A 19,994-nucleotide genomic window follows, 5' to 3' on the forward strand; every position below is an offset into this window, starting at 1 on the left:
TCATTACTCGTAGCATCATATACGTAATCTTTTTTCCAATCTTCTATGTTATTAATTATGTCTTTCACTGCTCTTACAAACAAAAGGATTTCCTCATTTGTCATAATTGGGTGCACCGAGAAGCGTACCCATCCCGGTTTATCGGACATATCTCCATGGTTAATTTTTTCTGTAATTTTTTTGGAGGCTTCTTTATCAATTTGGAAAAGATAATGGCCATACGTTCCCGCGCAGGAACACCCCCCTCTGACTTGAATCCCATATCGGTCATTTAGTAAACGAACGATTAAATTATAATGAATGAAGTCGGTATAAAACGAAACAATCCCAAGACGGTCCTTTATATGCCCATTTAATATATGAACATCGGAAATATCCTCTAAGTTTGAGAGTAACAGTTTAAGCTGTTCTTTCTCTCTTTTCATTATATTTTCAACACCCATTTGGTTTTTCAAATTTATGCAAAGGGCAGTGCGAATGGCTTGTAGAATTCCTGGTGTCCCTCCATCTTCTCGCAGCTCAATGTCTGCAAAATATTGGTGCTCGCCCCAAGGATTTGTCCAGGTTACTGTCCCGCCACCTGGATGGTCAGGAATCTTGTTCGAATATAGTCTTGAATCAAAGACTAATACTCCACTGGTTCCCGGGCCCCCTAAAAACTTATGTGGTGAGAAAAAGACCGCATCTAGTTTTTCTAGTGGATCTTCCGGATGCATGTTAATTTTTACATATGGAGCTGATGCAGCAAAATCAACAAAACAGAATCCTCCGTGTTGATGCATGAGTCTAGCGAGTTGATGAATGGGAGTTTGAATCCCGGTTACATTTGAACATGCTGTGAAGGATCCAATTTTCAAACGGCGGTCCTTATAAAAATAAAGCAGCTGTTCAAGATGAAGAATATCCACCTTACCATCCTTATCAGGATTTATGATTACGACATCTCCAAGCGTCTCGAGCCAGGATGTTTGATTCGAATGATGTTCCATATGTGTTAAAAAAATTACCGGTCGGTCCTGTTCAGAAAGTTGAAGACTTCCTTTCCATTGTTCAGGTACTCGGATTCCGAGCATTCGCTGCAGTTTATTTATTATAGACGTCATCCCAAAGCCATCTAGGATCACGGCATCATACTGATCCGCATTAACATGTTCCTTAATAATGGTCTTCGATTGTTTGTATATTCCCGTCATCATTAAACTTGTAATATTTGATTCTGTATGTGTATTGGCCATAAATGGCCCGAAAACCTCAGATATTTTTTGTTCAATGGGCCTATATAACCGCCCGCTTGCCGTCCAGTCCGCATAGATAATTTTTTTCTTCCCAAAGGGAGAATCAAATTCTTGATTCATCCCAATCACATGTGAGCGAAATGTTTGAAAATATTCCTCGAGGTTATCAGGGATTCGAAAAGTCTTATTTCCAATAGTGGCAGTGATCATTTGTTTCACACCTTAGAGTTTAGTTCTGTTAATCAATATATGCAGGATATAATAGTGCTGTTTCATCTGTTGTTATTAAAAAAATAACCCAATCGCTGAAAAACGATTGGGTATCTTTTACATATTTCAATAGTAAATAATTCCTAGTAAGTGGTAATCCGAGCCGATTCTTTTTTTGTCACTTCTTCAATCTTTTGAATAAACATTTGAAAAACTCTTCTTTTTTCCTCGAGATCTTTTATGTATTCCTTAAGTTGGTTATAGGTTTCTTCAAATGGTTTATGGTACATTTCACGAATTTTTTCAATAATCTCCTCGTTTACAGTCGATTGAATCACCTGCTTTGTAATTCCATATTTATAGGAGTACACTTTTAATTCCTGTGCTACTTCATCGTATTCTTTAGCAATTTCAGCCAAAACTAATGAAATATCCTCCTTCCACTCATCTAATGATTTCTGTAAATACGATTTTACTTTTGTTTCTTCCATAAAAACACCGCCCTACTAGAGTCAAGATCTTATTTACACTATTATAGCGATGTTAAATTACATGGAGGTTGCGCCCAGTTTACAGATTTTTATCATCGAACTGAAATATTTATATAACGAATGATTATACTCGAAAAAAACGATTTCCTTGGACAGTAAAGAGTTCCGTTTATAAGTGTAAAACAGTTAAATGACATAGAAAATAGCGTGTAAAATTGCTTTCAGTCATACCACGCCAATTTTAAAAATCATATGGACTATATGACAATCAAATTAAGGTTTCTCCTTATTTCAACTAAAGCATCCGATCTGCAATAAGAAAAAACGAAAATGGCAACTGGTCATTATGTGGATTTGCTTGTTGATCCACCGAATTTAAGGCTTATTCGGACAGGATTAGCAGGAAGTTGCCTTGTCTTGTCCGAATCCGAGGCTTATTGGGACAGATATGCAGGATGTTTAAAAGAAAAATAGCGTGAGTCACTTCTCACACTATTTTATGTGTCATTTTATACTTATGCACTCGAAAACGGAACCCTTTACTTGGACAGGTAGCCGTCATCCATTATTCTATCTTCACTATTTTTGCAAACTCCTCAATGGTTGTTGAATATTTAATATAGGTTCGAGGGAGCAAATATAGCTCATTTTTTATACCAGTTTGTGAATAAGGTCCTGGAGTAGTTGTAAGGCCGAACAAATAATACTTCTTCGTTTCCGCCACCACTTGCTCATTCGTGTTTCCATATGGATAGGCAAGTGCAATTACCGGTTTGCCTGTTATTTGCTGTATTTTTTCTTTGGATACTTTTAGTTCGTATTTTAGATCTTCCACTTTCGTTAAATCCGGATGTGTCGCCGTATGTGATTGAATCGAGATTAAACCAGAGTCTGACATCCGTTTTAAATCCGAAATCGAAAGACGATTTGAACGGCCTATAAAGTCCGATATGACAAATATGGTTCCTGTTGGCTTAAATTGCATTGTTGAAAGCTTTTGAAAAATGGCAAAAGCGTTAAGATTATTTTTGTAGCCATCATCAAAGGTAATAAAAATCGGTTTTTTTACTTTCAAACTATCCCGCCAACGTTCAAACGTTAATAATGTATAACCTTGGTCTCTTAAATAACTCATTTGTTTCTCAAAATTTTCTGGCGATACATATAACTCCTTGGAACCATGTCCATTATATTCTGCAATAGAGTGATAAATTAAGATTGGAATTTTTTGCACTGCTGCTGCTTTTTCTGGAAGTCCTAATAGTAGAACACCTAGGATTATTAATGATATCCTTTTCATAAAATTCCTCGCTTGTTTTCATTATAGGGTCGTTCCTATTATTGTCCCTCTATTACTTTTTTCTATTACCACCATCAGTGAATTTAACAACTTTGTTTAGGCAGTGATTTTTTACTTTTTTACCTATGTAAAATGTACTTTATAAGAGTTTTAGATGACTTCATTTTTATCAAAGTGGTAAACTATTCATATCTATTGAAGAAGGAGCTACACAATGATTGATTACAAAGTATTATTTTTAGATATTGACGGAACCTTATTGACACCTGATGATACGATTGAGGAATCAACAGAAGCGGCTATTTCTCAGGTTCAGGCAAATGGATTGGAGGTCTTCTTAGCAACTGGAAGACCACTCCATGAAATTGATGAATTAGCAAAGGAATTGAACATTCGATCATTTATTGGCTATAACGGAGCATACGCTATATACCAAGGGGAAGACATTTTTCAAGAACCAATGGATCCTATGCTGGTTGAACATTTCATGAAGATCGCGTCCGAGCACCACCATGACGTCGTCCTTTATACCAATAATAAGAACGTCTTTACAAATATTGATTCCCCTGTAATGTGTGAATTTATTAAAATGTTCCACTTATATAAAAATGAATCTTATTCTCCATCATTCAATAACGATGTCCTCGGGATGACTTTAGTTAATTTGAAAAAAGATGACGTAGCGCTGTACGAAAAAGAGGATAGCATCCATTTATCCCAAGTCAATGTCGACGGAATGCGTCATTGCTATGATGTAATCAGGGATAAAGTAAATAAAGGTTATGGGATTCAAATGGTTTTCAAACGTCTTGGCATTCCTAGAGAAAGCTCAATTGCCTTTGGCGATGGGATGAATGATAAAGAAATGCTGCAAATTGCTGGCGAGAGTTTTGCCATGGGGAACGGGCATCCTGATATTTTCCAATATGTCAAGTATAAAACAACTGAAGTTACGGATTCTGGAATCTATAATGGTTTGAAAATGCTTGGTTTAGTCGAATGAGACAAGAAAGATATGGTTTTTTTAAGTGCAGAATTAATTCCACTGCACTTTTTTTTGTGAAGAACACTATTTTTGCAAGAATATGTTGTTATTTCGTGATTTCAGTCTTGTTTTGATAGCTTTTGTCAAGCAGCAGGAAAAACAGATACCGAATGGTGAATAACTATTCAAAGAAAAATTATTTCCTAGAGACCATAGAAAGGAATGATGGTAATTGAAGACCTATACCTTAAAAGAAGTTTCTAAAAAAATAAATGTTGCACCAGGAATGGTACGCCAGTGGGAAAAAGATTTTGTTGATTTTCTTGATATTCCCCGCTCAAAACAAGGTGCAAGACTTTTTACTGATTTGGAGATTGACCTTTTGTTAGAAATTAAATATTTAGCCGAAAAAAATGAAACAAAGGAAATGATTCGGCAATGGATGCAAAAAAGGCCTGAGCTTGAAATTGAAGAAATTCTCCCTATACCCGAAGTCTCATTAAAAATCATCTCTGAAGAAACGATTACACCAATTCCTGTTGAACAAAGCACCTTTAAAGATACAGAGCTATTTTTCGAGGCTATGGAAACCTATAAGAAAACGTTTTTAAATGAGGTTAAGGATGAAATCCGTAGTGTCGTTCGTAAAGAAGTTTTAGAAGAAGTGAAAAAAGAAATAACAAAAGGCACTTATTATACTGTGAAATCAATTTCAGACTCAATTTATAAATCAACAGAGAACACAAAAGCAGAGATCGAAGATTTATCAAAGACATTTGAAAAAGCTTCAGAAGTCACAACTGACTCCTTGAAGTACCTTGCCAAAAATATTACGAACCTTTCTCTAGAGACCTCTGAAGAGATCTTTTCACTCTCTAGGCAACTATCCAAGATCTCTGAAGAGTTATCAAATTCTGTAGATGTAACAAATAATGAAATTTCCAGTCTATCAGAAACGTTAACAAAAGATCGTGAATTCCTTGTGGAAGAACGTAATCAATACCGTCACGAGGTTACACAAAGAGAATTAGTATTCCAACAAATGCTAACCAGTTTTCGGGATGTAGCAGCGGCAAAGGAAAAGAAATGGTGGAAATTTTGGTCTTAATTAGGAAGTTTCAGTGATTAAAGCTACTTTGCTTCTTGTGATTACTACGTAATAGATCGTCACTCATGGTTTAAGGTAATTTTATCATTAGGAGGATTCGATATGAATACAAGTGAAGTAGCAAAATTGTTAGGAGTATCTGCTAGTACGATTCAGCGCTGGGTGAAGCAGCTCGGGCTTCCAATGGAAAAAAATGAGCGTGGGCATTATTATTTTTGCAGTGATGACATTAATCTTTTAAAAGAAATTCATGAACAGCTTCAAAAAGGAACACTACTGCATGAAATTACCTCAGTAAATGAGCAAAAAAGGGTACGAAAAGGTTCTGTTAAAGCAAATGATAATGAAAAAGCAATTGAAAAACTATCCACAAAAATAAGTGAATTAGAAATTAGTTTGAATGCCAAAGCAGATTCAGTTGCTTCGTATCAACTCCTGCAACACCGCCGTGAAATTGAAGAGCTTCAAGATCATGTAAAAGATTTAACGCAACATGTCAATCTACTTCAAAACCAGTTAAACAATCTGACCTTACCAGTACAAATTGAAAAACCAATCGTATTTGATCAAAGCAAGGATAAAAAGAAAAAGAAGAGATTCGTAAGTTCTATATTTGGTTTTTGACTTTCATTACCGTTGGAAACCAAAATAATGACCGACCGTAATTTTACAGTCGGTCATCTTAATTGTTCAATTAAAAACGCTTTCAGTAAAATAGACAATTAAGCTTCTTTATATTGTTCTTCCATGTCAAATGGATCCCCAACAAATGAAATTTCTTTGATAGTTAATTGGAGATCCCCTGTAGGAATTTTAAGCGAAAGCTGTTCACCGAGTTTCCTTAGAAGCAGCTGTCTGCCGACCGGTGATAAAAAGGATATGAAGCCTCTATCCGGGTCCGATTGGTCTGGAAGACAGATCACAAAGTCTTCTGTTTCATCGTCCTCGTCGTAGAGTACCGTTACTTTTGTACCGATAAGGACTTTTGGAAATTTTGAAATGAAACCTTTTCTGCTGTTTTTTGACAATAACTCTTCTACCTCTAAGACATACAAGTTAAAAAAGTGTTTTATTCTTTCTTGGATTGGCGTTGAAGATAAATAAAGATTTGTTAAATCTTTAATATTTTCATCAATGTAAACTAATTGCTGCAAATAAAATTCTCCTGAAAGGTTACTATGGTTCATAGTAAGTTACCTCCAAGCTAGGGTCAAACTTCCTGCAAAACTTCATTAATTGATTCATCACAAACTCCTCCTAAATAAAAAATGAAACCTTCCATACTCCATTAAGAAAAAATGGTTTGCAGTCTCAGAGGACGCAGACATAATTCCTTTGTAAAAGGAAAAGAATCCTTTTCTTAATGGATGGAAGATCTTAGTATAATATTACCATATTGAGACAGAAAAGTCGCCAATCTGGAATTACAAAAGCTTAAGGAATAAATTCAGGCGAATTTATTCCTTAATGCTCAATCAATGGCTTGTAATATTTTTTTATAAAGTAGCTGCCTAGGATTAAACAAATTAAAAAAGTAAGGATGATAGGCTCTTTTATACGTTTATAATATCGACCATATGGTTACTGATTATCTCATCATAATTTTCTTTTAATTCCTCTATTGAAATTCTTAATGTGGTTGAAAGCTTTTGCAAGTATTCTTGGTCGTGACGAAGCCAAGAAGAATAATTTCTTTTTAGAAAGCGTTCTGCCTCCGAGAATGTTGGAAATTGTTGTTCGATTTTCTCTCCTTTATGGAAAATCTCATATGCCCCGTTGCTTGCCGGCAATATAAATGAACATTCACCTATATGGTTTTGATAGCTCGTTCCAAAGGCATTTTCCTTTACATTAAATTCATTCCGATCTGCATCCGGTTTAAGCGGGGTTAAATCGAAAACTTCCATAATAAATGTTACAAATCCTTCCCTTGTTAATTCAGCTCCGGAAGCTTTCGGATGTCCCCCGCCCCCATACTTCTGCGCAAATTCGGCTACATTCACTTCATCATGAATTGTTCGAAACCCCATTTTTTTTCCGCTTAAATTCAAAAGAACAATCATATCCAAATAGGGATAGAGATTATTTAATGCATTACCCAGCTCCGATAAATACTGTTCTGCGTGAACAACCCCTACACAATAATGATCCACAAAGGTTTGCACCATCTGTCTGCTCTTTGAATGAATATATCTACTAATTTTTTTATCTTCTATATCCAGTATCATATTCTCTTTCTCAGTTAACATAAACGAATCGGTATTTTCTGTTAACCGCTTTAGCATTTCCTCTTCAAACTGTTCTCTGTTCATTATGTAAAACAAATCATTTAATCGCTTGGCTGTTACATTATTATTTTCATCCCATTCCCACGTATCATATTGACGAACCAAATCAATGAATTCCTCAAGTGCATTATTTCGTTTCATTTTTCCTTCCTCAATTAGGTAATCATAAAATAAAGAGGTGGCACAAGTCTTTTTACCATTATCTAACTCTGGTTTTACCCTTCCCCACTTGTATTCGTTAAAATGCATAGCCGTTACATGATGATCAATCATTTGAACATGTCTTCCTTGCTTATACCGCTCTTGGAGTTTTTTCTCGACCAACTCATTAACTGCTAAATCAGTAATATAGATTTCCTCCTGATTGTTAGCTGGATTTTTAATAAATGCTTCAACTCGTTGATTTAAATTTCGATATGAACAATAGAATACATTGGCCTTATCCCCGAATGCCATTTTGGCAAGCAATCCGCAGCCAAGACCGTCTAAATCCATATCTGTAAAAAGTTTTACCATACCTTGACACCATCCAATCTTCTTTCCATAACGTATAGTTTGGTTTTGAAAAATATTCTTATACAGATTTAGAGAGCAAACCCAGTATAAATTAGTTCATTTAGTTTCTATTCGCTAAATATAAACTAAATAAAAGATTAAATCGACTTTTTCGACTTGAAATTATACTAACTAATGAAACCTGCACTTATGACCTGGTAACAAATATCACATACAAACATTTGTCTAAATGGTAAAATGCATGAGAAGGTCCTAATAACATCAATAGAAAAGGGGTTATAAATTGAACTTTCCACAACTTAAAATAGGACATATGATACCTAAGGTTCCGATTATGCAAGGCGGGATGGGTGTCGGTATTTCTCTTAGCAAGCTAGCTTCAGCAGTCGCAAATGCTGGTGGGATTGGTATTATTTCTGGAACTGGTATTTCAGTTGACGAAATGCGGTCTCATATTAGACAGGCTAAGGAACGTATCAAAAATGTAGGATATATTGGTGTAAATGTTCTATTCGCAATGAATGACTTTGCTGAAAAAATGAAAGCAGCCTTAGAAGAAAAGGTTGATTTTATCATATCTGGTGCTGGAATATCGCGGGACATGTATTCATGGGGGAAACAAGCAGGAATTCCTGTCATCTCAATCGTATCATCGGCTAAATTAGCCAGGATTTCGGAACGGCTTGGTGCATCTGCGGTTGTGGTTGAAGGATTTGAAGCGGGAGGTCATCTTGGTACTGATCGACCGATGTTCGATATCCTTCTAGAGGTAGTAGATGCGGTATCCATCCCAGTTATTGCAGCTGGAGGGATCATGACAGGGGGCGATATTGCAAAAGCACTTGCATTGGGGGCCTCTGGCGTACAAATGGGGACTCGATTTGTTGCAAGTGATGAATGTGATGCACCTTTAGCATTTAAACAAAAATATGTCAATGCCGATCGTGAAGATTTAATTTTAGTTAAAACCACCGTAGGCTTACATGGAAGAGCGATTAAAAATAATTTTACAAATTTGATAAGCGGTCAAGACAAATTGAAAATAGCCAAATGTCATGATTGTTTAAAAAATTGTTCTTACCGTTTTTGTACACTTGATTCTTTACTAACATCTGTAAATGGCGATGTTGAAAATGGTTTGGTTTTTGCCGGTGCAAGGGTAGATGAAATCAAAGAAATACTCCCTGTCCAAAAAATCATCGACACCCTTACAGAGGAGTATGAACAGGCGATGAAGTAAAGTCCTATTAATTCCTCCTTTGTTCAAAAATAGAGAACTATGAATTCTGTCCTCATGAATGGGTCATGAGGGCAGTCTTATTTTAACTATAGAAAATTTGTAATCTGGGTTTGAATCGGTGACCGTTGCTTTGGACCGGAATCTAAATAATTCTATTAATCCCTTAGTTTATAATACCCTCTTCTTAATCCAAAGAAACAAAACAACAGTGCTTGCAAGAAGAAGAAAATTCCCCAAATTGGTGCTGGAATTATTGTTAACTGGGCAAGATTAGCAGCATCTCCCGCTGCTTGTGGCTGTAAAACACTTAAATAACAGATTTCAAAAGCACTTTTAACCGAATCCACTAACAGGATTGCCGCAATTAAAAGTAATAAACGATCCCTCAAACATTGACTTCCTTTTATGAGGAGGATAAGAAAAGAAACCGCAAATGAACAGAGCCAAAATATCCCGTATGGGTTGCGAACCCAAAATATCAGATTTAGGAAAATAAAACCTAGCAAAATATCAATTAAAAGCGTTTCCTTTTTCTTCCTGATCAATAAGAAAGAAAGAAAAGCCATAAAAGAGGCAAAGGTATAGCCGGCAAGACTTGTGAAAAAGCTGCCAATCCATGTTGACTGATTACTGAATGTTGCCCCTTCAGAATTCATAAATAAAGATATTCTTTCAACATTGCCACCCAAAAGTGCAATCAAGGCATGACCGGATTCGTGGATTAGTGTATTAATTACTTTTACATAATTCCCGAGGATTGGCACATGAATTAACAATATAGCTAATATGAGGAAAAGGAAAAACTTAGCACTGATATTGTACCGAACAAAGCTCAAAATAGACTCTCCTCTTTTTCAAAAACTTATTTGTAATTCTATTTTAACATTTTTTGTTAGAAATATTGTGAATTTTCCCTTTTCTATAAAAATCAAAGAAGCTAGCAATCTCATGGAATGCTAGCTTTATACCTATAACCTATGTTTTAATCCTCTTTTTTCCCATGGGTAAACGTAAGGAGGCAGAAAAATACAAAACTTAATAAAAGAATTGCGCCGCCGGCAATATAAAACACAGTCTCAACTGCAGCCGGAAGAAATCCAGGTCTAAAATTATATAATGCCATGCCCCCTGTTAATCCTACAGCTCCGATGACGGCTGAATATACATGAAGGCCAGCTAAAATTCGATTTTTTGGTTGAAACACTCGATAATAAACGGCCCATGCAAATAATGTCAGCCAGCCAACCACTAATATATGAGCGTGAATGGGGCGAACAGCATAAGATCCTGAGCCAGCCATATGTCCTCCAAGTACTGCCCCAATTAAACCAAAGACTGCTGCTACTTTTAATAAAAGGTTACTATATTTATTCATATATGTCATTCACCATCCTTGTTCATTTAGTAATTAGATTACTTTACGAATATGAACGGAAGATGAACACTACTTTACATTTTCGGAAGGATCACCGTAAAAATTGTACCTTTTCCTTTTTGACTTGTTACATTAATTACCCCATGATGCATATCAACAATGGACTGAGCGATGGATAAACCTAGTCCCGTTCCTTCCACAGATCGTGCTCTTGACGTATCCGCCCGATAAAAGCGGTCAAAAATCCTTACCATTTCGTTTGTATCAATGCCAATTCCCGTATCCTTTACAGCCACTTCAATTTGTGATTCTGAATCTGTCAATTCAATATCAATCGTTCCGTTCTCACAGTTATATTTAATGGCATTCGTCAATAGGTTTTCCCAAACAGAATATAACAAAGAAGCATCCCCTTTAACTGAAGCATCCGGGAGAGAATAACTCATCATAATTCCTTTATCAAGGATCCTCCATTGGTATTGATGTATGACGCTTTTTAACTGCCCCGCCACATCTACTGTACTTATATCCATCATATCCTTTTTACTTTCTATAGATGATAGGAGTAATAGCTCTTTGGCCATGTTGGATAACCGGTTTACTTCTGAGTGAACAACACGGATATATTGTTGCTTTTCTTCCTCACTTTTGTCGCTGCTCTCAAGTAAATTCAAATACCCCTTAATATTGGTTAATGGTGATTGAATATCATGGGAGATATTAGAGATTAATTCTTTTCTAAGCATATCTACTTTTGCTAATTTTTCCGCCATCCTCGTAAAGCTGATCGCTAAATGACCGAGTTCATCTTTTCGGTCAATATCCAGCTTGATTGAAAAATTGCCTTCAGCGATTTCTTTCGTTGCTTTTTTAAGATTTCTTATAGGTTTGACTAAATATTTTGTACTAATTAGAACGAATAGAATGCTTAACAAAATAGAAATGACTAATAGCCAGCCGAAAAGAATGTGCATCTCATTAAACATTAGCTTAATATCAGGTCTGATAAATATGGCATATTTTTTATTATTGTATTCTAAAGGAACACCGACTGAATTTTTTAATTCGTTGGCAAAAAAACCCGTTACAAACGTTTTATGAGGAAATTGACTTACCCCGTGAAATACCTCACCGTGTAATACTTTTTCTGTAATTTCTTTGGGCAATTCCTTCTTTCTGAAGGGTGAACCAAAATATTGCTTATCACCATCTGGATTAATCAAAAGAATTTGGTAACCAATCGCACCAATATGATCAAAATAGTCCTCTAAGCTTATCAATGGATGCTCACTTGCAAAGTCTGCTATTTCAAAAGCAAAATGGGTGATTTTTTCGTCATTTTGCTGTTTCAATTTGACCTGGTAGTAGGCGTTGGAAAGCAAAAATGAAATAATTCCACTGACAATCATGATCATAATCGTGATGAAAGCAAATTTACTATATAAAGACTTCATTTTCATTTTAAAGAACCTCCAGGGAATAGCCTACCCCTCTAATTGTTTTGATGGAAAAATCCTTTTCAATGCTTGCAAATCGTTCGCGCAATCGTTTAATATGAACATCCACCGTTCTTTCATCACCTTCAAAATCAAGGCCCCATATTTTCTCAATGAGGTGACCACGACTAAAAACCTGGTTTGGATGTGTCGCCAGAAAGGTTAAAAGTTCAAATTCTTTTAAGGGTAACATGAAGGTTTTGTTGTTAATTTTTACCTCATATCCTTTTTTGTTTATGTATAAGGATCCTAAATTAATATTGGTTTCACTGGCATTACCATATCTCCTTAATAGTGCATTAACGCGAAAAATTAATTCTTTTGGTTCAAAAGGTTTTATTAAATAGTCATCCGTCCCTGATTCGAATCCCTTTTCTTTATCTTCTATCTGGCTTTTAGCCGTTAATAAAATAATCGGCAGATCATATATTTTGCGAATTTCTGATGTTAACTCATAGCCATCCATGACAGGCATCATGATATCCACAACCGCTAAATCACAAAGCTCCGTATTTAATGTCTCAAGTGCTGCCGCCCCATTTTCAGCTACAAGAACCTTATAGCCTTCTCTCATCAATATATCTTTCACTAAACTGCGGATATAATCATCATCATCGGCGATTAAAATTGTTTTCATTCAAACACCTTCTTACTATTTTCTCATTTCATTGTACTTAAAGTAGATGGATTTGGAAAGATTGTTCATCGTCTAATTTGGAACCTATTCGACAAACCGACAACTTATATGTTATCATCAAGTTGTTACTATTTGAAGTACAAAATTATTAAGGGGGAATGACATTGATAGAATTTAAAAGTGTTGTTAAAAAGTATCGAACAAAGACCATCATAAATCCCTTATCATTAAAGATTGAAGCTGGTCAATTAGTTGTTTTTATCGGACCAAGTGGTTGCGGAAAAACTACATTACTCAAAATGATTAATAAACTCATTCAACCAACATCGGGGAAAATCTTTGTTAATGGGACAGATATCTCTACGATGAATCCAATTGAATTGCGAAGAAATATCGGTTATGTTATTCAAAACACCGGATTGTTCCCACATATGTCGATTAAAGAAAACTTAGAGCTAATTCCAAAGCTTAAGGGTGAAGACCCAGACTCGATCGAGAAAAAAACAAAGGAATTGCTTGAAATGGTAGGATTAGACCCTAAGGAATACTTACACCGATTTCCTAAGGAATTGAGTGGCGGACAGCAGCAAAGAGTTGGGGTAGCGAGAGCCTTTTCCACGAACTCCGATATCATTTTAATGGATGAACCCTTCAGTGCACTTGACCCTGTTACGAGAAGCTCACTTCAAGATGAATTATTCCAAATGCAAAAGGAATTAAATAAGACGATTGTTTTTGTCACCCATGACATGGACGAAGCTATTAAAATAGCAGACAAGATTTGTATTTTAAAAGACGGTGATATTCTCCAATACGACACACCGGAAAATATTCTTAAAAATCCGGCCAATGACTTTGTCGAAGGGTTTATTGGAAAAAGAAGGGTTTGGAACAACCCTGAATTATTACTGGCTGAAGATATTATGATTCCTCAACCTGTAAAGATTACCGCAATGCGAAACGTTCTTCAGGCGATTGAGATTATGAAGGATAATAAAGTTGACAGTTTAATGGTTACGGATAAACACAATGTCCTTAAAGGCCTTGTAACGTTAAAAAGCATTCAACTGCTTAATCGTAATACCCCAATTGAAATGATTATGGAGCAAAATGTTCTTTCAGTTTCACAGGATTCCAATTTGATCTCTGTTTTAGCAATCATGAATGAGCATAAAATCGGTTATCTGCCTGTTGTAAACAGTGCTAAACAACTAACAGGATTAATAACACGAAGCAGTATTTTATCAGCATTAAGCAGCCAACTAATAGATTTGGAGGTGGCGTTTTAATGAGTGATTTTTGGAATTATCTAACATCAAATTACCAACAAATATTTAGTTTATTAGGAGAACATCTATATTTAAGTATCATTTCTGTATTCATTGCGATTGTAATCGGGATCCCGTTAGGCATTTTGATTTCAAACGAACCAAAGCTTTCAAAACCGATTATCGGAACAACGAACGTTATTCAAGCCGTTCCAAGCTTAGCTTTACTTGGATTCTTAATACCTTTCATCGGAATTGGCAGTGCGCCCGCGATTGTGATGGTCGTTCTTTATTCCCTGCTTCCAATCGTGAAGAACACATATACCGGCTTGACGAATATTGACGCAGACATTCTGGAAGCCGCCAAAGGCATCGGTCTGACCAAGAGTCAAACAATGAGAAAGGTTCAACTCCCATTAGCCTTCCCGATGATTATGGCGGGTATCAGAATTTCAGCTGTTACAGCAGTTGGTTTGATGACAATCGCCGCTTTTGTAGGTGCAGGCGGACTTGGTTATCTCGTATTCTCAGGTGTTCAAACAGTCGATAATTCTATGATTTTGGCTGGGGCAGTTCCAGCTTGTATCTTAGCTCTTCTCATTGATTTTCTCGTTGGGAAACTCGAAACATCATTCTCCTATACAAGCAAACAAAAAACTTCATCTAAGTCAGGAAAAAAGGTAAAAAGATGGCTGATTGGTCTTACCTCGATCATATTAATTTCTGCAGGAGCCTTCAAGGTTTATTCAACAGCCAATGCAGACGATAAAATTGTCATTGGATCAAAGAATTTTAGTGAATCAATGATATTAGGGAATATGCTTGCTGATTTAATAGAAAACAAAACTGATATTCAAGTAGAAAGAAAACTTAATCTTGGTGGTACTCAGGTTGCTTTTAGTGCCATTAAGAATGGAGACATTGATTTATATGTAGAGTATACGGGGACAGGTTTAGTAAATATCTTAAACCAACCGCCGGAAAGTGACCCGGATAAAGTTTATGATTATGTTCAAAAGGAATTTAAGCAAAAATATAATATTGAATTATTAAAACCACTTGGATTTAATAACACCTATGCCTTGGCAGTAAGACAAGACACGGCCAATGAATACGGTTTAAATACAATTTCTGATTTAGCTAAAGTAAGCGGAAATTTAATAATGGGTCCCACAATCGAATTTCCTAATCGAGAAGATGGGTTAATCGGACTTTCAAAAACCTATAATATCGAATTTAAAGATGTTAAAGCTGTTGATGGCGGCTTAAGGTATACTGCGATTGACAATCATAAGAGTGATGTCATTGATGCTTTTTCTACCGATGGATTACTTGAAGCGTTTCAATTGAAGGTTTTAAAGGATGATAAAGAATTTTTCCCGCCATATTATGCTGTCCCAATTATTAAAGAAGAAACATTAAAAGATCATCCTGAACTGAAAAAAGCGATTAATACCTTATCCGGTAAGCTTTCCGATGAAAAAATGCGTGAGCTAAACTATAAAGTCGACAGCCTCAAGCAGTCACCTGCAAAGGTTGCAAAGGAATTTTTAGAAAACGAAGGGTTATTGGATTAAACCAAGTGATCATATACCGCAAAAACACCTGTTTCAAATTAAACAGGTGTTTTTGTATCCTAATCCTCCAAAAAGTGTAGAACTCTGTCATATGTTTTATCATCACCGATAATCAACAATACATCCCCTTCAAGAATTGATGCATATGGCCCTGGTGAGATAATTATTTCCCCCTTTCGCTTCATGCCAATTACGGTTCCTCCTGTATTTTGCCAGAACTTCGTTTCTGAAATGGTTTTTCCAATATGCATACAGCCAGGAAATATTTCCACCTCAATGGGTGCTAACGGATTCGTATGGCGAAGCTTTCCAGAGTAGTCCATGATTTTTCTAAGTGTTTCAAAAAGCTCTTCATCAAGCTTGTCTCTTGCTGAAATAAGCGAGTTCATTTGCTTTTCAAGATCCTTAATGCTCTCAAGGTTGGAAAAACGATGAATATATTTATAGGCATTCTCTCGTGAAGATATTACAATCCCACTGCCCTTAGTGGATTGAACAATCTCCACGTCTTCTAATATCTTTATTGCTCTTCGTACAGTTTCAGGGGAAACCTTGTATTCACTGGCCAAAGTCGATCTGCCATGAATCCTTTCTCCTACTCTAAACTTTCCATCATATATTCTATTTGCCAAATCTATAGCAATTCGCTCATAAGTTGGTATTTGTAACTTCTGCATTGGAACCCTCCACCAAGATTCTCTCATAAAAAATGAATGTCTGATACCATTCCACTATACCGTTTTTAGTACCAGTTTGCGAGTGCAACATATAACACCATTATATTTATCCATTTTTGGACATAATTGTAAGGAGTCATTCGACATGAGGTGATAAAAATGAAACGAAAGATTATAATTATTTTAAGTGTACTGTTTATTATTTTTATGGCAGCATTGTTTATTTATTATCTAATTAAAGGTGATTCAACTAGATGGCAGGTAGCTCTCGGCGGCATCTTTGCTAGTGCTTTACCGCTTTTGTTATTACGGATGAAACATAATCCCTTTAACATCCCTATTATTATCAATTATTATCTATTTTTATTTTGTTCGTTATTTTTAGGTTCAATCTCAAGCTTCTATCTGCATTACAAGTGGTGGGATTCTACCCTTCACTTTTATAAGGGGTTATTTGTTGGTATTGTCAGCATAAGCCTTTATAAACATTTTATCCCTGAAAAAGTCCGAAACGATGTCTCAGCTTGGATCCTTTTTCTTTTCGTTCTCTCTCTTTCCGTTTTTGCCAGTGTTTTATGGGAAGCTTATGAATTTATAGGCGATTTGACAATTACCAAGACGATGCAAAGAGGAGGTAATAAAGATACAATGTATGATTTACTTTGTGGTGTTGCCGGTGGTCTCATTATTGCTATTTATGCCCTGATTAGAAAACAAAAAGTATAAGGAGAGGTGGCAGGAATGAATCGGAAACTTGTTATTATATTTAGTGCATTATATGTCATTTTTATGGCGGTTTTAGCAGTCTATTTCTATAAAAATGGTGCATCCTTTAAGGCAACCATTTCTATTGGCGGAGTTGTTTGTGGTGCAATTCCCCTTGTATTAGCACTTTTTACTAAACTTCAATTCAATTTGCCCATTGTCATTTCTTATTTAATTTTCTTAGTTGGTTCACAATTTCTCGGCTCGATTTTAGGCTGGTATAGTCTTGGCTGGTGGGACACTTTTATGCATTTCATCAGCGGGGCCATCCTTGCTTTTTCAGGAATTGCATTATATGAAAGAATGATCCACAGAAATGCAGGGGATGAAATCTCACCATGGTTTGTTTTCCTGTTTACCCTTTCATTTGCAGCACTTGGGGGTGTTCTATGGGAGATTTATGAATTTAGCTGTGACCAATTTTTTAACATGACCCTACAGGGCGGCGGTAACAAAGACACTATGACGGATTTAGTTGCCGATACTGTCGGCGGGCTTGTGATAGCCGTTTGGGCTGGAATTCGAACGAAAATTAAGTTATGAGAAGTTTCCAAACATCAGGTACGCCATAGTTGACGTACCTTTTTTAAAATGCCCATTATACTGATACAGCAACAAAGAACTCCTCATAAAGCGCTTGGACTGCTCTTTTTTCATCCACTTCTTTTACTCCAAACATCATACTGACCTCGGAGGAGCCTTGGTTGATCATTTCAATATTAACACTTGCCCTTGCTAATGCCTTAGAGGCTCTTGCCATTGTACCGACATTATGGCGCATTCCTTCCCCGACCACCATAATTAGCGCAAGGCTATGCTCTATTTTCACTTCATCAGCATGTAATTCTGTCTTAATCCGCTGAATGATTTCTGCTTCTATTTTGTCATTCAACTGGTTTTCTCTTAAAATAACGGACACATCGTCAATTCCCGATGGAGTATGTTCATATGAAAGGCTAAAATCTTCTAAAATACCTAATAGCTTACGTCCAAAGCCAACTTCTCTATTCATTAAGTACTTGCTTACATAAATACTACAAAACCCTTGATCACTGGCAATACCTATCACAGGGCCGTTCGTGTTATCCCGTTCATTCACAATCTTTGTTCCCGGTGCGGCAGGGTTGTTGGTATTTTTAATTTGGACAGGGATCCCTCCTCTGAATGCTGGTAAAAGTGCTTCGTCATGTAACACGGTAAATCCTGCGTATGAAAGCTCACGCATTTCACGGTAGGTCAATTCCTTAATTTCCTTTGGGCTCTTTACGATAAAAGGATTGACTGAATAGACAGCATCCACATCCGTAAAATTTTCATAAAGGTCCGCTTTTAGCGCATTGGCTAGAATAGAACCCGTAATATCGGAACCACTACGCGAAAAAGTAACCACCTCACCCTCTTCGCTATAGCCAAAGAATCCTGGAAAAATCAAGATCCCTTGGCGTGCGCGCAATGAAAATAATCTTTCATATGATTCCGGTAATGTTTGTGCATTTCCCGGCTCATTACTTACTCGAAGTCCAGCCTCTTTGGGGTCTACATATGTAGCCTCAACTCCCTGCTTTCGGAAATAAGCAGCGACCAATTTTGCATTATTATCTTCACCGCTTGCTTTGATCAAATCAATAAACCGATCTGGGTTACTTTTATCACTTTCAAACCTTTTTACTAAGTCATGATAAATTTCCTTTATTACCCCGTCAGTAAGATGACATTCCTCCGCAATTATTGAATATCTTTCGATAACAGTTTCTAGCTTTTCCTTCGGATATTGATTTTGTAAACATTGTTCAGCACATTCTATCAATAAATCTGTCACCTTGGTATCCTCTGCAAACCTCTTCCCCGGAGCTGAAACTACGACAACTTTTCTTTCAGGATCAGATAGTACTATCTGAAATACCTTCTCAAGCTGTTTTCCGGATGCTAAAGAGGATCCGCCAAACTTTACGACCTTCATCTATACATCCCCTACTCTATAAAAAATATAATCCTAATTCTATTACAATTTCGAAAATATTCAAGAGTTTTTTCCGTCCAGTATGTACATTTGTCCTTTTTAGAAGGACGATCCGTTGGATAAAATAAAAAAACAGTGAAATTTCATCCTGAAATCCACTGTTTTACAGTAGTACCTTTAGAATTGTTTTGTTTTTTCAACCCAATCGATAAAGTTATTCATTACCGTATCTAAAAATCCTATTGTTGGCTCATGTGTTAGCTTCCCAGCTTCATCTATTTTTTCATTTACAGCATTGATAAATACTTCATTGCCAGGGAGTGTGAAAGCACCCATAGGCTAATATTTGTCTTAGATTAACCTGTGCACGAACAGTCCCTAGAACGCCTGGGGTGGCACCTACAATCATTACTGGTTTCTTGACCATGACTTTATCCACACGTGAAAACCAATCAAGGGCATTTTTTAAAAAAGCAGGAATCGAATGATTGTATTCTGGAGTGGCAATTAAGACTCCATCACTGGCAGCAACGATTTTTTTGATTTCCGTAACAACTTCCAGCGGTGATAATTCATCATCTTGGTTGTACATAGGAAGGTCTTCAATTGGTAAGATTTCAATATCAACTTTTTCCCTGTACCGTTCCTTCATAAAGGCTACAAGTTTTTTATTAATGGACTGCTTCCGATTACTTCCTACAATAGCAACTATTTTCATTGATAAATACTCCTTATCCTAGATGTTTTTTTATTAGGCTCTTTTCGCATAGATTGTTGTTTTTAGACTATAAAGTTTGTCCGTTGATTTCCGCTCCAGGCACTTGCTTTCCGCGGGGAGGGATGGGAGCCTCCTCGGCGTTACCGCC

At 36.4% G+C, this 19,994-nt stretch carries 19 protein-coding genes and 1 pseudogene; 8 read left to right on the plus strand and 12 right to left on the minus strand.

What is annotated here, in order from left to right; translation table 11 throughout:
- The 3 genes from V7150_RS00660 to V7150_RS00670 form a co-directional block, all read right to left on the minus strand.
- The coding region (locus V7150_RS00660; protein WP_335512610.1) for an aminotransferase class V-fold PLP-dependent enzyme at positions 1-1,445 on the minus strand (1,445 nt) is incomplete at its 3' end.
- Positions 1,446-1,588: 143 nt separating this feature from the next.
- Positions 1,589-1,936 carry a hypothetical protein gene (locus V7150_RS00665; RefSeq protein WP_335512612.1) on the minus strand — a complete coding sequence of 116 codons (348 nt, stop codon included), beginning with the start codon at positions 1,934-1,936 and terminating at the stop codon, positions 1,589-1,591.
- 565 nt (positions 1,937-2,501) lie between these two features.
- Entirely contained in the window at positions 2,502-3,236 is a 735-nt protein-coding gene (locus tag V7150_RS00670; RefSeq protein ID WP_335512614.1) for a polysaccharide deacetylase family protein, read from the minus strand.
- Positions 3,237-3,450: 214 nt separating this feature from the next.
- Here V7150_RS00670 and V7150_RS00675 point away from each other — a divergent pair, with 214 nt between their 5' ends.
- The 3 genes from V7150_RS00675 to V7150_RS00685 all read left to right on the plus strand — a co-directional run bounded on the left by V7150_RS00675 (position 3,451) and on the right by V7150_RS00685 (position 5,953).
- Positions 3,451-4,239, plus strand: coding sequence for an HAD family hydrolase (locus tag V7150_RS00675; protein WP_335512616.1), 789 nt, complete (start codon positions 3,451-3,453; stop codon positions 4,237-4,239).
- A gap of 214 nt (positions 4,240-4,453) precedes the next feature.
- Positions 4,454-5,329: a MerR family transcriptional regulator gene (locus V7150_RS00680; protein WP_335512618.1), complete on the plus strand. Its 876-nt coding sequence runs from the start codon at positions 4,454-4,456 to the stop codon at positions 5,327-5,329.
- Positions 5,330-5,431: 102 nt separating this feature from the next.
- Positions 5,432-5,953, plus strand: a complete 522-nt coding sequence (locus tag V7150_RS00685) for a MerR family transcriptional regulator (protein ID WP_335512620.1) — start codon at positions 5,432-5,434, stop codon at positions 5,951-5,953.
- Positions 5,954-6,051: 98 nt separating this feature from the next.
- Here the strand turns inward: V7150_RS00685 and V7150_RS00690 are convergent, their stop codons facing one another.
- Positions 6,052-6,516 (minus strand): GreA/GreB family elongation factor, encoded by a 465-nt coding sequence (locus V7150_RS00690; protein ID WP_335512622.1) that lies wholly within the window; start codon positions 6,514-6,516, stop codon positions 6,052-6,054.
- A 366-nt stretch (positions 6,517-6,882) separates the two neighbouring features.
- Positions 6,883-8,133, minus strand: coding sequence for a DHH family phosphoesterase (locus tag V7150_RS00695; protein WP_335512624.1), 1,251 nt, complete (start codon positions 8,131-8,133; stop codon positions 6,883-6,885).
- Between the two features lie 313 nt (positions 8,134-8,446).
- Between V7150_RS00695 and V7150_RS00700 the strand changes: the two genes are divergently transcribed.
- Entirely contained in the window at positions 8,447-9,373 is a 927-nt protein-coding gene (locus V7150_RS00700; protein WP_335512671.1) for an NAD(P)H-dependent flavin oxidoreductase, read from the plus strand.
- 155 nt (positions 9,374-9,528) lie between these two features.
- On the opposite strand, the gene V7150_RS00705 is transcribed toward V7150_RS00700, so the two are convergent.
- The 4 genes from V7150_RS00705 to V7150_RS00720 form a co-directional block, all read right to left on the minus strand.
- A complete protein-coding gene (locus tag V7150_RS00705; RefSeq protein ID WP_335512626.1) occupies positions 9,529-10,209 on the minus strand; it encodes a M50 family metallopeptidase in 681 nt (226 codons plus the stop codon).
- 146 nt (positions 10,210-10,355) lie between these two features.
- Positions 10,356-10,748 (minus strand): hypothetical protein, encoded by a 393-nt coding sequence (locus tag V7150_RS00710; RefSeq protein ID WP_335512628.1) that lies wholly within the window; start codon positions 10,746-10,748, stop codon positions 10,356-10,358.
- Positions 10,749-10,822: 74 nt separating this feature from the next.
- Positions 10,823-12,208, minus strand: a complete 1,386-nt coding sequence (locus tag V7150_RS00715) for a sensor histidine kinase (RefSeq protein WP_335512629.1) — start codon at positions 12,206-12,208, stop codon at positions 10,823-10,825.
- A gap of 1 nt (position 12,209) precedes the next feature.
- Positions 12,210-12,881: a response regulator transcription factor gene (locus tag V7150_RS00720; RefSeq protein WP_335512631.1), complete on the minus strand. Its 672-nt coding sequence runs from the start codon at positions 12,879-12,881 to the stop codon at positions 12,210-12,212.
- Positions 12,882-13,045: 164 nt separating this feature from the next.
- Between V7150_RS00720 and V7150_RS00725 the strand changes: the two genes are divergently transcribed.
- Positions 13,046-14,170 (plus strand): ABC transporter ATP-binding protein, encoded by a 1,125-nt coding sequence (locus tag V7150_RS00725; protein ID WP_335512633.1) that lies wholly within the window; start codon positions 13,046-13,048, stop codon positions 14,168-14,170.
- A complete protein-coding gene (locus tag V7150_RS00730) occupies positions 14,170-15,726 on the plus strand; it encodes an ABC transporter permease/substrate-binding protein (protein WP_335512635.1) in 1,557 nt (518 codons plus the stop codon). The genes V7150_RS00725 and V7150_RS00730 overlap by 1 nt, the downstream gene beginning before the upstream one ends.
- A 59-nt stretch (positions 15,727-15,785) precedes the next feature.
- Here the strand turns inward: V7150_RS00730 and V7150_RS00735 are convergent, their stop codons facing one another.
- Complete coding sequence (locus V7150_RS00735; protein WP_335512637.1) at positions 15,786-16,403, minus strand: TrkA C-terminal domain-containing protein; 618 nt, start codon at positions 16,401-16,403, stop codon at positions 15,786-15,788.
- 159 nt (positions 16,404-16,562) lie between these two features.
- Here V7150_RS00735 and V7150_RS00740 point away from each other — a divergent pair, with 159 nt between their 5' ends.
- Together V7150_RS00740 and V7150_RS00745 are read left to right on the plus strand one after the other, a co-directional pair.
- Positions 16,563-17,129, plus strand: coding sequence for a membrane-spanning protein (locus V7150_RS00740; protein ID WP_335512639.1), 567 nt, complete (start codon positions 16,563-16,565; stop codon positions 17,127-17,129).
- 15 nt (positions 17,130-17,144) lie between these two features.
- Positions 17,145-17,711: a hypothetical protein gene (locus V7150_RS00745; RefSeq protein WP_335512641.1), complete on the plus strand. Its 567-nt coding sequence runs from the start codon at positions 17,145-17,147 to the stop codon at positions 17,709-17,711.
- A 55-nt stretch (positions 17,712-17,766) separates the two neighbouring features.
- Here the strand turns inward: V7150_RS00745 and V7150_RS00750 are convergent, their stop codons facing one another.
- Together V7150_RS00750 and V7150_RS00755 are read right to left on the minus strand one after the other, a co-directional pair.
- The gene (locus V7150_RS00750; protein ID WP_335512643.1) at positions 17,767-19,128 is read right to left on the minus strand and encodes an aspartate kinase; all 1,362 of its coding nucleotides are present in this window, start codon (positions 19,126-19,128) and stop codon (positions 17,767-17,769) included.
- Between the two features lie 177 nt (positions 19,129-19,305).
- A pseudogene (locus V7150_RS00755) lies at positions 19,306-19,846 on the minus strand (NADPH-dependent FMN reductase).
- Positions 19,847-19,994 lie beyond the last annotated feature (148 nt).

Origin of the sequence: Neobacillus drentensis, from assembly GCF_036965245.1 — a bacterium.
Taxonomy (GTDB): domain Bacteria; phylum Bacillota; class Bacilli; order Bacillales; family Cytobacillaceae; genus Neobacillus; species Neobacillus drentensis_G.